Origin of the sequence: Bacillus sp. A260, from assembly GCF_009861435.1 — a bacterium.
Taxonomy (GTDB): domain Bacteria; phylum Bacillota; class Bacilli; order Bacillales; family Bacillaceae_G; genus Bacillus_A; species Bacillus_A cereus.
Window position 1 is genome coordinate 377,933 of sequence record NZ_CP046398.1, and the last position, 13,559, is coordinate 391,491.

Below are 13,559 nucleotides of genomic sequence, written 5' to 3' on the forward strand. Positions count from 1 at the left end.
AAATGAATTGAATATAAGCATAGTATAGTGTGATTTTTTAAAAGGTAACTTTGCACTAACTTATAAACATTGTGTACGAGCTATCTTATTATATATTCAATTTATTTTTTGAGGAGGAGCTGCTCAACTAATTTATTAAAGGGGTTTTGTTTGTGGAGCAGTTTCCGAATTCGTTATCAATTACATTGCTTGGTAGTGCTGGTGGAGCAGCAAAAGCAGTTTTAGCAATTTTAAATCAAGCGATAGCAAATGAAAAAGATCCAATTTATGAAGTATTAAAGAATGCTAAATTTCATTTGGTGGATATAAAACAAAAAGATAGGAATTATTACGATGAGTTGTTTTCGAATTTGAAAGATCAATTATATTTATATGAAATAAACCTTCAAAATGTAGTGGAATTTAAAAAACATTTAAAAGAAAAAAGAACGAGTGTTGTGATTGATGTTTCAGGGGCAGATACAATTAGAGTATTAAGCTGCTGTAATGAACTAGGAATTTGTTATATTAATTCAGCCTTGGAAAATGAGGCAGTAGATCAGGACGATAGCTTAATCGGTTTTCAGCTTACGGAAAGATATACAAGGTTTGAGAAGGAGAAAGAGAAATTTACAAATACAAAAGCGATTATAGGTTCAGGTATGAATCCAGGTGTTGTTCAATGGATGGTTGTTGAGCTTATGAAGGAACGACCAAATGAAAGGCCAAGAGCATGTTATATTGTAGAACATGACACATCATTTTTGAATGATACAGCACTTATAAAGCCACATACACTTTATGCTTCATGGGCAGTAGAGCGATTTTTAGATGAAGCGATCTGGAGTTATCCGATGTATATGAGTCATCATCGTCCTCTTTACTTTTATGAAGATGTATATTCTTCAGAGTATAAAGTGAAGTTAGGAGAAAAAGAATTCTATGGTTGTTTAATGCCACATGAGGAAGTATTAATTTTAGGGAAAAACTTCAATATGGAAGTTGGTTTTCTTTATCGAATTAATGAGTATACAACAAATATAATTAGACAGAACTTAGATCAAGTAGAAGATTTATGGAACTGGAATCGTAAAGTGTTTAATCCAGCGGAAGAAGAGGTTGCTGGAGAGGACTTGGTCGGTGTGTTACTCGTTTATGAAAATAGTGAGACATATATGTATAATGTGATGAATAGTAGCCAAGTTTTTCGTAAATATAAAACGAATGCAACGTATTTTCAGGTAGGGTGCGGGATTTATGCGGGCTTGTCCAGTTTACTTTTAGATCAATTTGAACAAGGTGCTTATTACGTCGAGGAGTTGTTATTAAATACAGAAAGTAAGTACGGTGAGTATTTAAATTTATATATGAAGGATTTTGTAATGGGGCATAATAATTTTACGGATGGATTGTTACATGACAGGGTAAGATGGATGTAAGTTGTTACCAAAAGGAAGGAGAGATCTCCTTCCTTTCAGTATTATAAGGTTAAATATTGCCCTGAAAGCAATTTCATACTTATACTTTAAGGAGATAACAATGAAAGTTTTTTGTATCGATCAAGGGGAGTTTTTATATGAATAAATACAAGAGCTTGATTTATGAAGAAAGAAGAGCCTTAAAGGTATTTATATTATTATTTTATATTATATTCTTTTTATATGACGCTATATATTATTTTGTATATCCTGCTATGAATATTAGTGGAACAGCGGTAGGTTGGCCAGAAGGTAGTCTTGGGATAGGTGTGCCTATATTTGTAATAGCATTATTTCCTATTTCTATATATCTTCAAAAAAGAGGGTATGTATATTCTGTAAAATATTTATTTTTATTTGGGTACATGTTTATCAATCTTGTGAATAATTTAATGATTTATTTGCGAACGGATAGACCTTTTGAACATGGTAGTATGGTAGAAATGTTATTAATTTTATTTGCTCCAGTTTTCGTGAATAGAAAATACTTTTATTTAGTGTCCTTTAGTGTAATTGGAAAGTACGTATTTTTCACATTGCTATTACAAGATTTAAAAGTGATAATTCCACTTGTTTTATGTGTATTTTATTTCATTATTTCACATTCTTTATTAAAACGATTTCAATCTTATGTAAGAACAGTGGTTGAAATGATGAACAATATGAAAGAGACGGAAAATTTAGCTGTGATTGGGACTATGTCTACAACAATTGCTCATGAAATTCGAAATCCGTTAACAGCGTTAAAAGGGTTTACGCAAATGCAAAAAGAAAGAAATCCAACTGATACGATGAGCTACGACATTATGCTACAAGAAATTGAAAGAGTCAATGGATTTGTTAGTGAATTGATGTTGTTAGGAAAACCAAAGCCAACAAATTATGAAAGGTGTAATATACGAGACATCCTTCTATATGTTGTGCATCTAATGGAAAGTTATGCAACGCAATATAGAGTTAAATGTCATTTACAAGTAGATGGGAATTTACCGGCTATAAACGGTGATGATAAGCAATTAAAACAAGTGTTATTAAATATCATTAAAAATGGAATAGAATCAATGCCAGAGGGTGGAGAAATTCATATCCGTGCATATCAAAAAACGCAAGGACATTTGTGTATTTCTGTTGAAGACCAAGGATTTGGTATAGAGAATGAGAAGTTAGAAAAAATTGGCAAGGCGTTTTACACAACAAAGGAGACTGGTACAGGACTTGGATTAATGATTACATATAAAATTATTAAGGAACATCAAGGGAGTATCACGATCCAAAGTAGTGTAGGAGTAGGAACGAAAGTAGAAATTTTTTTGCCGACCTTTTAATGTATTGGGAGAAAAGATTTTTCAGAAAAGTGTTCTTGTTGTGTAAATATAAACATTTTATAAAATGTTTCAAGAAGGGTTTTTTTTATAAAATACTTCGTTTATAATGGAGGAAAATATCGACATGAGATTGATTGCTCATGTAGCGGTTCAGTAGTGTTATGAAAAGATAAGAAGGGGTGCACACGCATCCTTTTTTCTATGCAGATATTATGAAAGAGGTGGTATGATGGAATTAACATTAAATTCGACTGTATGTTTACACACGATTCAATTTCGAAAAGAGCAAAAGAATTATATTGTAAAAGATACAATTACAGGAGAAAAATATGAAATGCCGCCACTTTGGATTGATGCATTGGCAATGATGCGTGACGGTTTTTTGTTGGGGGAAATTGAGGAGAAATTAAAAGAAGAGTATCCATCCGAAGAAGTGAATATGTTAGCATTCACGAGGCAACTGTTAGAACTAGAACTTGTTGAAATGGTAGATGGAGAAGAGATAGCTTGCACAAAGAAGAAAGAGATAGATTGTTTAGCTTGGGTGCGTCCTCGTGTGGAACAATTCTTTCTTAATTTAAATAGAAAATATAGAAGCAAAGACCAGTAGTGGCCTTTGCTTTTTTTATAGGCTATGTTTAAAAAATAACAGCAAATGCTCTTGCGAAAGCACCGTCACTATTTTTAATTTTTAAAGGTGCTGCTGAGAAAAAGAAACGTTTTGCTTCGATAGCATCTAGATTTGTTAAGTTTTCAATTAAGTAAATATCATTCCCTAGTAATATGTGATGAATCGGTGATGTTTCTGTTGTGACTTCATCAGGAGAAATGAAATCTAAACCGATAGATTTTACTTTTAATCGCACTAGTTCTTTAGCTAATTCTTCAGAAAGATAAAATGCTTCCTTCTCATAAGCTTCTGTATTCCATTTTGTGGATAGATTAGAATGAAAAATAACAATATCACCTTCTTTTATGTCAGTATTATGCAATACTGTCTTAGGTAATTTTCGCTCTTGAATATGTGTTACATCTATAAGAACAGCTTCACCTACAAATTGATCCAGCGGTAATTGATCGATGGTCGTTGCGCCTGAAATAAAATGCGCAGGAGCATCACAATGCGTGCCAACATGAACGACAGAATGAAAATCTGTAACTTGATATCCTGATTCTTCAACACTTGTAACAGCTTCTAGTTGTATTTTAGGTGTTCCAGGAAATTGAGACATATTATTTTCAAATGTTTGTGATAAATCAATTACTTTCATTTTACATACCTCCAATATATGTTTTTCAAATAATAAAAAGCTCATCCTTCAGTATCAAGAAAGATGAGCTTTACATGCTAGTTGAGTTTTATCTTCCAAAATGCATTGCATTTTGCAGGAATTAGCACCTATTCAGTTTGTATAAACTGAGGTTGCTGGGCTTCAAAGGGCCGGTCCCTCTGCCTCTCTTGATAAAGAAGTATTCAGTTTTTAAAATCGGAATTTTCCGATAGTTAAATTGTAATTCATTTCCTTTTTGCGTGCAATACAAAATAGGTATTCACCCAAATAAAGCTGCTCGCATATTGTAGCTTATGTAAATAGAATGCTGCGAAGGAGTGAGTGCAGTGACAGGAAATGTATTAAATTATTATGCTGGTGGTAATACAGCTAGGGGATTTCACAATTTATACGAAGAGAATTTAAAAGGATTAGACAGATTATTTATCTTAAAGGGTGGCCCAGGAACGGGAAAATCTTCTTTAATAAAAGCAATAGGTCGTGAATGGATTGAAAAAGGATATGATATTGAATTTTTACATTGTTCTTCTGATAATAAATCGGTTGATGGTGTAATTATCCCAAAATTAAAAGTAGGAATTGTTGATGGGACATCGCCGCATGTTATTGAGCCAAAAATGCCAGGAGTTGTTGAAGAGTATATAAATTTAGGAATTGCTTGGGACTCAGATAAACTAAGAAAGCAGAAGTTAGAAATTGAAAGATTTGTTTCAGAAGCAAGCAAAGCTTTTCAGTCTGCTTACGCACGTTTTAAAGAGGCATTGGTTATACATGATGAGTGGGAGAAGATATATATTGATAATATAGATTTTAATAAAGCAAATGAACTAACCGATCAGCTAATCCAGAAATTATTTGCAGATAAAAGCGGGAGACAATCGCTTGTAAAACATCGTTTTTTAGGAGCAGCTACACCGAAAGGAGCAGTTGATTTTGTTCCTAATTTAACAGAAGGGTTACCACATCGTTATTTTATAAAAGGGCGCCCAGGTTCTGGAAAATCAACGATGCTCAAAAAGTTAGCTAAGGCAGCTGAAGAAAAAGGATTTGAAGTTGAAGTATATCATTGCGGATTTGACCCGAATAGTCTTGATATGGTTATCGTAAGAGAATTAGGTTTTGCAATTTTTGATAGCACCGCACCACATGAATATTTTCCAAGTCGCGAGGGTGATGAAATTATTGATATGTATGCCCTTATTGTTACGCCAGGGACGGATGAGAAATATGCGAAGGAAATTCGTGATGTTTCCATTCAATATAAAGCAAAAATGAATGAGGCGATGTCTTTCTTAGCGAAAGCAAAATCGATTCGTGATAAATTAGAACGAATTTATATTGCTGCTATGGATTTTTCAATAGTAGATGCATATAAAGAGGAGATTCAAAAAGAGTTTGAACGAATTGCTGCTACTGTAATTGAACAGCAACAATAGACGTTTCATTAGGCTGTCAGTAATTTCTGACAGTTTTTTTAGTATGTAGTAAAATTAATAGTGTATTGTCGAATTTCCAAGGAAATAATCAAAAAATGGAGATGTTATGAAATGAGAGAGAAAATCGAGTTGGAGTTAGAAAGAATTGAAAAAGAGAATGATGTAAAAATTTTATTTGCGGTGGAATCAGGGAGTCGTGCTTGGGGGTTTCCATCGAAAGATAGCGATTATGATGTTAGGTTTGTTTATATACATCCGGTAGAATGGTATTTATCAATTCATGACAAACGAGATGTAATTGAATATCCAATTAGTGATGATTTAGATATAAGTGGTTGGGATATTAAAAAGGCGTTGCAACTATTCGCGAAGTCGAATCCTGCTTTACTTGAGTGGATTCGATCACCAATTTTTTATTCGAAAAACTCTAATTTTCCAGAACTACTTCAACAGATGAGTGAGAAGAATTTTGATCCAAAAGCAACGATATATCATTATTTACATATGGCGTCGAAAAATTATCGTGAATTTTTGCAAGGTGAGAATGTAAAGCTGAAAAAGTACTTTTATGTATTACGTCCCATTTTAGCTTGTAAGTGGCTAGAAGAGAAAACGACTTTACCTCCTGTAGAATTTGATCGATTAATTACAGAATTATCATTAGAACGTAGCGTATTAGATGAAATTGAAAAGTTGTTAATAAAGAAAAAAGCAGGTACTGAATTAGATGTTGGATTGAAAATTAAGGTGCTAAATCAATTTTTAGAAGAACAAATTCATTACTATCAGCAATATGTAAAAGGAATTGAAAAGGGATCAGGAATCGATATTGAGAGTTTAAATACATTGTTTCGAGATATGTTGTTTGAAGCATATGAAAAAGAGCACAAGTAAGTTTGTGCTCTTTTTATTTTGTAGGAATGAAGAAAACAGATATAGCTGCGATAAGACCTGCAAAGGAGAATAAGTAAAAATTCCATGCTAAGTCATATTGCATTGTCATAATAATACCGACGAGAATTGGGCCAGCAATTGCACCAACTCGGCCAAGCCCCAGTCCCCAGCCTAAGGAGGTAGCTCGGATATGTGATGGGAAGTATTGTGTTACATATGCATTTAATATTTGAGTAATACCGACTGATCCAATACCAGCAAGGCCAATTAAAAGATAAATGATTGTAACAGATGGTTTGATTGTTAATAGTCCGATACATATGGCTGCCATAAGATAAGAGATGCTAATAACGATTTTTGCTCCTATACGATCAGCAATTGCTCCAGCGAATAATGCGCCGATAGCTGCGGTAATATTTAGCATAAGTAGAAATGACAGACTAGACCCAAGAGGATATCCTGCCTGGCGCATCATCTGTGGTAACCAAGTGTTTAAACCATATATTAAAAACATTCCCATTATATAAGTGATCCAAAAAAGTAGCGTTGCTTTTATGTATTCTTTTGAGAATAAAGTAAAAAATCCATTTTTCTTTCGTATAGTAGATGGGTCTTGATGAGTTTTATCTTTTACATGAAATTCAATTTGAAAACGATTAAGAATTTGGTTCACTTCTTCTTGGTGATTACGTGATAATAAAAATTGAATGGACTCGGGTAAATAGCGAATAATGAAAGGGATGAGGAGTAGTGGAATCATTCCGATACCAAACATAATTCTCCATCCGAAATCTTCTAACATAAGCATGGACAAAATAGCACCTAACACGATACCTAAAGGATAGCCAGTAAACATAAGAGCATAAATAAAAGATTGCCTTTTTTTGGTGAATATTCAACAGTAAGTGCTGAAGCTGTTGGGATAACACCGCCTAATCCGATTCCTCCTATAAATCGAGATAATCCAAATAACTCAGGAGAAGGAGCGATAGCCGCTAAACCCATTGTGATAGAAAAAAGTGCTAAACAGCATATAAGCGTCCATTTACGCCCAATTAGATCTGTAATCGTTCCAACTAGAATAGCCCCAATAAACATCCCAAATAAAGCATAGCTTGCAATTGTACCAGCATGCGCTGGTGATAGCGCCCAGCTTTTGTCTTCTAGGAGCTTTGGTAGAACGGCACCGTAAATACCTAAATCATATCCATCAGCTAAAATGGCTAGCCAACAAATAAAAACAACAAGTTTTGTAATAGAGCTTGGAAAGATAGTTTCTGTAGATTCTAGATGAGGTGGAGCTGAAGGTTGCATAATATTCACCCCTTTTAATTTGTAGATGAATATATTATTTTATTTAATGTTAATATTTTCCTCCTTGTGTCGAATTTTATCTGAAAAGGGTTTATAACAAATAAAGAAGTTCAACAGTAATTTTGTTGAACTTCTTTATTTGTTTACTCATTATCAACTCGTTTTAACGGTTGATCTGCTGGGCCTTCAAGAACGTCTCCCTCAATTGAAAAACGAGAACCATGGCAAGGGCAATCCCAAGTACAATCACCATTATTCCATTCAACTTCACAGCCGAGATGTGTACAAGTTGTATCGACGATATGTAATTTTCCTTCTTTGTCCTTATAAGCACCTGCTCGTTTACCGTTAACATGTACGACAGATCCTTCACCAACTTCGAGATCTTCTGGCTTACGTAATGCGGTTTCAATCTTTCCTGCAATTAAATGTTTCGCAACATCAATGTTTTGGGAGAGGAACGTTTTTATATCTGGATTTGCATGGAAGCGTGATGGTGCATACAGTTCTTTATAGGGACTGTGAACTTTTAGGATGGAGTCCTTCAGTAGGTGAGCGGCAGCAGTTCCAGTTGTCATTCCCCATTTGCGATATCCAGTTGCAACAAATATATTTGGATTTCTTTCGTTAATATGTCCGATATAAGGAAGCTTATCTAGAGTAATTAAATCTTGTGCTGACCATCTATAAGGAACTTCATCTATTCCAAAAGTGGCTTCAGCAAAAGAATAGAGTGCTTCATAATGAAGCATCGTATTTATTCCCTGACCTGTTTTATGACTTTCTCCGCCAATCAAAATTAATTTTTCTCCATTGTTTGTTATATAGCGTAAGGAGCGCTTTGGATCATCAATACTTAAATACATGCCACCTGGATACTCCGTTTTTGCTTTTATTGCAAGAGCGTAGGAGCGTTCTGCGTACATTCGCGTAAAGAAAAAGCTATTCGCATCATAAAAAGGAAAATGTGAACAAGAGACGACATATTCACAAGTGATATGATGGCCCTCTTTTGTAATTATTTGTGAATAATCGCCCTTTTCCACATCCATAGCTGTTGTTTGTTCGTAGACCTTTCCGCCCATCTCCACAAACTTTTCTAAAAGTGTTTTTAAATAAAGAAGGGGATGGAATTGTGCTTGATTTTTCATTACAAGCGCAGATTGTACTGGAATAGGAATCGATAGAGATTGAACATAGTCACAAGGTATATTTAATTTTTGATAAGCTTCATATTCTTTCGATAAATTTCTTAATCCGTTATCAGTAGTTGTATATAAATATGAATCTTCATTTGAGAAATTACAGTCGATTTTATATGTTTGAACAGTTTTATTTATGAATTGTAGAGCCTGATTATTTGATTCATAGTAAAGCAGGGCCTTTTCTACACCGAAATGATTTATTAATTCATCATAAATAAGATCATGTTGTGCTGTTACTTTCGCTGTTGTATGCCCAGTCGTTCCATTTAAAATACGACCAGAATCAATTAAAACAACATCGATGCCTTCTTTTGCAAGTAAATAGGCAGTAGTAATACCTGTAATACCAGCACCGATAATAGCAACTTTCGTCTTTATATTTTCGGATAAACGAGGGAAAGTAGGAAACTGAGTAGATTCAATCCAATAAGATAGCGGCAGTTGTGGAAATGTATCACTTGTCATTGCGGAAACCTCCTGATTTTAGAACAATTTTCCTTTTAATATTTCCATATTATATGAAATTCATGTGTGTTGTTTTAGAAGTAGTCTATTTTTATTAAAAGAGGTTATAAATTATTTTAATATAATTAATTAGGTGGGGCATTATGATGTAGTAGGATTTATATAAAACTAAATTCAAGTGATTCTGTTTGTTGATTACATAGGGAGTTATTGAATGAGATAGAGTCTATGGCGTTTAAGAAAATGTCTATATATAGTGGGTAAATCCTTATGGAATCTATACATTTTCTTTAGTGAAATAAAGTATGATTATAAAAATATAACCACCTTTTATTACTAGGTCATAAAAGGTGTTGACAATATAGAAATTCTATTGTTATGATTCATCATGTGGAAAGGTTGATAGAGAGTAAAAAGAGAAATGTTTTTCATTGATAATTAAAGCGAAAAATAAGTGACGATAGAGTGAGTATATTTTCCTTATAATAGATGCTTTTTGGATCATCTAGTAAAATCAATCTGGAAGCAAGAATTGATATATGTAAGTTGCGCAAGGCGCGGCATAAGAAAGGAGCAAAAGGATGAAGGAGCTTCATACGTTTGGGTGGTATGCAGCACGTGTATCACCACATTTGCCGAAAAAAGCATTTAAACCAGTGCCTACTCGTTTATTTGGTGGACTGGCTTATTTGCTTGTGGCATTGGCGGGGTTAATATCGATTGGTGTATTTGAATTGAATGTGTGGGCGAATCTAGGAATTGCGATTGTTCTTGGATTATGTTTTGCTTCACTAGGATTTTTAGGGCATGAAATTTTACATGGAACTGTTGTAAGAAAGGCATGGCTTCGTGACTTCTTAGGCGCGATTGCATTTATGCCATTATCAACAGGGCCAAAGCTTTGGAGAAAGTGGCATAATGCAACGCATCATGTTCATACACAGCATGAAGAGAATGATCCAGATGCATGGCCGACACTTGAGAAACTTAAGAAGAGTAAGTTTTTGAGTTGGGTATATCGTATGCCTTTACATGTACGTTCATTCTTTAGTTTTTTGTCACTAACAATTCAATTTACATTGCATTCGACTCGAATGTTCTTTCATTTTATAAAAGAGTTCAAGTCATCCAATCAAAAATCTGTATGGCTTCAACTTCTTTTGCCTTGGACAGTTTGGATTAGTTTATTGTTTATTATGGGACCTGGAAAATGGTTATTTGCATATGTCATTCCGTTGTTAATTGCTAACTTTATTGTAATGGCATATATCGCAACAAATCACCGCTTAAATCCAATTGTTCCAGTAAATGATCCGTTAGCAAACTGTTTGTCAGTAACAGTGCCGCGCTGGGTAGACGTTTTACATTTCAATTTCTCATATCATACAGAACATCATCTGTTTCCCGCTATGAGTTCTAAATACTATCCGTTAGTAAAAGAGAAGATTAAAGAAATGTGGCCGGAACGCTATCATGAGATGCCGATGACAAAAGCTTTGGCAGCGCTATGGAATACACCACGTGTGTATTATCAAGGAAGTGAATTAGTGGATCCGCATAGAGAGCATTTCTATGGTTCTTTAGGAAATGGACTAGATCCTCATAATATTTCATATCGTGAGGAACATATAGAAGAAGAAAAGAGTATTAAAAAAGTAAATCAGTAAAAATTAATATATTTTTGCAATGAAAAAGCAAGCCATCTCAGGCTTGCTTTTTCTTATAAAGAAACTTCCTTTTTGTTCCTTTTATGGACTTGGACGGAGTTAGTTTCTTTTCGTTGTAGTCGTTTTTCTAAAAGATTAACAAAATAAGTAAATAGAAGAACAAGTATGAGATAGTATGCACCAACGATTATGTAAGTATCTAATTGTTGGAAATTACCTGCTGCAATTGATAAACCTGAACCCCATAATTCGGACATTCCTACATAAGCAACAAGTGAAGAATCTTTTAATCCGATAATAAATTGGTTTCCTAGAGGAGGAAGAGACAGACGAAATGCTTGTGGTAATATAATTCGTCGCATAGCTAAAGGATAAGGCATGCCTAAAGAGCGAGCTGCTTCTAATTGTCCCCGGTCAACGGATTGAATAGATCCACGGAAAATTTCCGTAATATATGCTCCGTTATGAATTGCTAAAGCGATTGCACCTGCCCAAAAAGGGGTGAAAACAACAACGGATGTAATTCCAAAATAGAGAATGGCAATTTGAACAATTAAAGGTGTACCACGAATAATAGCAATGTAGACATGAGCGATACTATTTAAAACTTTATTGTTAGAGATTCGAAAGAAAGCGAATAATAATCCAATTAATGAACCGAGTACTAGGGAAGTTAATGTTAATTGTAATGTGACAATAGTAGCCTTTAAGAGTGTGGGATAGGAAGAGATAAAAATTTCAAACATGCGTTTCACCTCATATTGTATAGATTTTAGTAGAGAATGAAATGCCCCACATAAAATGAACATTTAATCAGTGGGGCATTGTTTATAAATCTTTTGAATGGCTAACTTACTTCGTTTTTTCCTCTTCACCGAGAATATTACGCCCGAACCATTTTTTACTGATCTTTTCATACGTACCATCTTTAATGATTTCATCTAACGCTTTATTTACTTTCTCAACCATTTCTTTATCATCTTTGCGAATAGCAATTCCCATTTCATCAAGATTTAATGGTTTTCCGGCTTCTTTTATCTTCGATTTTCCTTCTTTTATCATACGTAGACCAACCATTTGATCCGTAATTACTGCGTCAACACGCCCAGGCTCTAAGTCCATAAGAGCAGTAATATCGCTGTCATATTCTGTGATTTGATCTGTATATTTTGCAACAAGATTTTTAAAGGTACTAGCTTTTACAACACCAATTTTCTTACCTTTTAAATCTTCTGGAGAAGAGATAGCGGTATTCTTTTTAGCCACAAAAATTTGGGCGCCAGAGCGATAGTACGGATTTGAGAAACTAACAGCTTTTAAGCGCTCCTCTGTAATTGCCATACTACCCAGTATTACATCATATTTCTTCGCTTGAAGACCTTGAATCAGCGTTTCCCATGGGTTTGTAACGGGCGTAGCCTTCATGTTCATCTTTTTAGCAAGAGCTTCACCGATTTCTACATCAAAGCCGACAAGTTTGCCGTCATTTTCTTTATAGTTAAAAGGTTTGTATAATCCACTCATCGCATAGCGAAATTCTTTTTCACTATTTGATGAAGTAGTAGAGCTTTCTTTGCTACAAGCTCCTAGTATGAAGGATGTACATAGTGTAATGCTCGCAACAATGGTTAATAGTTTTCTTTTCATAAAACCCCTCCTATATATTGATCATACGGATAGTTTTTTAGTATGTTATTGAAATATTTTATTTGGATGATTAGTTGTGCACCGTATGAATGTATTCCTTTTCGTTTGAAACAAAAGTTACATTATAAAACGTTGCGTAAAAATTGTTTTGCCCGTTCATGTGATGGAGCTGAAAAGAATTGTACTGGCGGAGCATCTTCTACAATCTTTCCATCGTCCATAAAGATGACGCGATCAGCTACATCTTTTGCGAAATTCATTTCATGAGTAACAATAACCATTGTCATCCCTTCTTCAGCAAGTTCTTTCATAACTTGCAATACTTCTCCAACAAGTTCAGGGTCTAAAGCTGAGGTAGGCTCATCAAATAGCATAATCTTAGGGCTCATTGCAAGAGCTCGTGCAATGGCAATGCGCTGTTTTTGACCACCTGAAAGAAGATGAGGAGTTACATCCGCTTTATCTTGAAGGCCGACTTTTTGGAGAAGTTGATTTCCAATATCCTGTGCATTTGCTTTCTCTAATTTTTTTACGTGAATAGGTGCTTCTATGATGTTTTCTAGTGAGGTCATATGAGGAAAGAGGTTAAAGTGCTGAAAAACCATACCGACATTTTCACGGACTTTATTTAAATTTGAATGCTTTGGATCAATTCGCTCACCTTGTAAGTGAATTTCGCCTTCATCGTACATTTCTAAAAAGTTAAGACAGCGAAGTAATGTACTTTTACCAGAACCACTGGCACCAATTAAAACAACAACTTCTTTTTCTTTTACTTCTAAATCAATTCCTTTTAACACATCAAGTGAACCGAATGATTTTACTAGATTTCGAACTTGAATCATACAAAACCCCCA

Annotated in this window: 11 protein-coding genes, 1 pseudogene and 1 riboswitch; of the genes and pseudogenes, 6 read left to right on the forward strand and 6 right to left on the reverse strand. The window is 34.4% G+C overall.

Features of this window, described 5'->3' with window-relative positions:
• Positions 1-152: 152 nt before the first annotated feature.
• From GD442_RS02025 to GD442_RS02035, 3 genes are all read left to right on the forward strand, one after another.
• A complete protein-coding gene (locus GD442_RS02025) occupies positions 153-1,418 on the forward strand; it encodes a hypothetical protein (protein ID WP_000434716.1) in 1,266 nt (421 codons plus the stop codon).
• 137 nt (positions 1,419-1,555) lie between these two features.
• A complete protein-coding gene (locus GD442_RS02030; RefSeq protein WP_001046103.1) occupies positions 1,556-2,782 on the forward strand; it encodes an ATP-binding protein in 1,227 nt (408 codons plus the stop codon).
• Between the two features lie 229 nt (positions 2,783-3,011).
• Positions 3,012-3,392, forward strand: coding sequence for a hypothetical protein (locus GD442_RS02035; RefSeq protein ID WP_000424116.1), 381 nt, complete (start codon positions 3,012-3,014; stop codon positions 3,390-3,392).
• 28 nt (positions 3,393-3,420) lie between these two features.
• Here GD442_RS02035 and GD442_RS02040 read toward each other — a convergent pair whose 3' ends face one another.
• The gene (locus GD442_RS02040; RefSeq protein ID WP_006926178.1) at positions 3,421-4,053 is read right to left on the reverse strand and encodes a cyclase family protein; all 633 of its coding nucleotides are present in this window, start codon (positions 4,051-4,053) and stop codon (positions 3,421-3,423) included.
• Positions 4,054-4,138: 85 nt separating this feature from the next.
• Positions 4,139-4,251: riboswitch (SAM riboswitch) on the reverse strand.
• A gap of 149 nt (positions 4,252-4,400) precedes the next feature.
• On the opposite strand from GD442_RS02040, the gene GD442_RS02045 reads away from it, so the two are divergent.
• A complete protein-coding gene (locus GD442_RS02045; RefSeq protein ID WP_074554014.1) occupies positions 4,401-5,510 on the forward strand; it encodes a PRK06851 family protein in 1,110 nt (369 codons plus the stop codon).
• Between the two features lie 111 nt (positions 5,511-5,621).
• Positions 5,622-6,404, forward strand: a complete 783-nt coding sequence (locus GD442_RS02050; RefSeq protein WP_001208237.1) for a nucleotidyltransferase domain-containing protein — start codon at positions 5,622-5,624, stop codon at positions 6,402-6,404.
• Positions 6,405-6,417: 13 nt separating this feature from the next.
• On the opposite strand, the pseudogene GD442_RS02055 reads toward GD442_RS02050, so the two are convergent.
• Both GD442_RS02055 and GD442_RS02060 read right to left on the reverse strand, forming a co-directional pair.
• Positions 6,418-7,718 (reverse strand): annotated as a pseudogene (locus GD442_RS02055) (MFS transporter).
• A gap of 143 nt (positions 7,719-7,861) precedes the next feature.
• Entirely contained in the window at positions 7,862-9,388 is a 1,527-nt protein-coding gene (locus GD442_RS02060) for an FAD-dependent oxidoreductase (protein WP_000199980.1), read from the reverse strand.
• Between the two features lie 581 nt (positions 9,389-9,969).
• Between GD442_RS02060 and desB the strand changes: the two genes are divergently transcribed.
• A complete protein-coding gene (gene desB, locus GD442_RS02065; RefSeq protein ID WP_000661226.1) occupies positions 9,970-11,055 on the forward strand; it encodes a Delta(10) desaturase DesB in 1,086 nt (361 codons plus the stop codon).
• Positions 11,056-11,108: 53 nt separating this feature from the next.
• Here desB and GD442_RS02070 read toward each other — a convergent pair whose 3' ends face one another.
• The 3 genes from GD442_RS02070 to GD442_RS02080 all read right to left on the reverse strand — a co-directional run bounded on the left by GD442_RS02070 (position 11,109) and on the right by GD442_RS02080 (position 13,547).
• Positions 11,109-11,864 carry an amino acid ABC transporter permease gene (locus GD442_RS02070; RefSeq protein ID WP_002025246.1) on the reverse strand — a complete coding sequence of 252 codons (756 nt, stop codon included), beginning with the start codon at positions 11,862-11,864 and terminating at the stop codon, positions 11,109-11,111.
• 43 nt (positions 11,865-11,907) lie between these two features.
• Positions 11,908-12,702, reverse strand: a complete 795-nt coding sequence (locus GD442_RS02075) for an ABC transporter substrate-binding protein (RefSeq protein ID WP_000823765.1) — start codon at positions 12,700-12,702, stop codon at positions 11,908-11,910.
• Positions 12,703-12,824: 122 nt separating this feature from the next.
• Positions 12,825-13,547 carry an amino acid ABC transporter ATP-binding protein gene (locus tag GD442_RS02080; RefSeq protein ID WP_000616927.1) on the reverse strand — a complete coding sequence of 241 codons (723 nt, stop codon included), beginning with the start codon at positions 13,545-13,547 and terminating at the stop codon, positions 12,825-12,827.
• Positions 13,548-13,559: the final 12 nt, after the last annotated feature.

Excerpts from the sequence above, each read along its gene's own strand:
- GD442_RS02080 (WP_000616927.1), bottom strand. The coding sequence starts at position 13,547 with ATGATTCAAGTTCGAAATCTAGTAAAATCATTCGGTTCACTTGATGTG.
- GD442_RS02030 (WP_001046103.1), top strand. The coding sequence starts at position 1,556 with ATGAATAAATACAAGAGCTTGATTTATGAAGAAAGAAGAGCCTTAAAG.
- desB (WP_000661226.1), top strand. The coding sequence starts at position 9,970 with ATGAAGGAGCTTCATACGTTTGGGTGGTATGCAGCACGTGTATCACCA.
- GD442_RS02035 (WP_000424116.1), top strand. The coding sequence starts at position 3,012 with ATGGAATTAACATTAAATTCGACTGTATGTTTACACACGATTCAATTT.
- GD442_RS02050 (WP_001208237.1), top strand. The coding sequence starts at position 5,622 with ATGAGAGAGAAAATCGAGTTGGAGTTAGAAAGAATTGAAAAAGAGAAT.
- GD442_RS02040 (WP_006926178.1), bottom strand. The coding sequence starts at position 4,053 with ATGAAAGTAATTGATTTATCACAAACATTTGAAAATAATATGTCTCAA.
- GD442_RS02075 (WP_000823765.1), bottom strand. The coding sequence starts at position 12,702 with ATGAAAAGAAAACTATTAACCATTGTTGCGAGCATTACACTATGTACA.
- GD442_RS02070 (WP_002025246.1), bottom strand. The coding sequence starts at position 11,864 with ATGTTCATTTTATGTGGGGCATTTCATTCTCTACTAAAATCTATACAA.
- GD442_RS02060 (WP_000199980.1), bottom strand. The coding sequence starts at position 9,388 with ATGACAAGTGATACATTTCCACAACTGCCGCTATCTTATTGGATTGAA.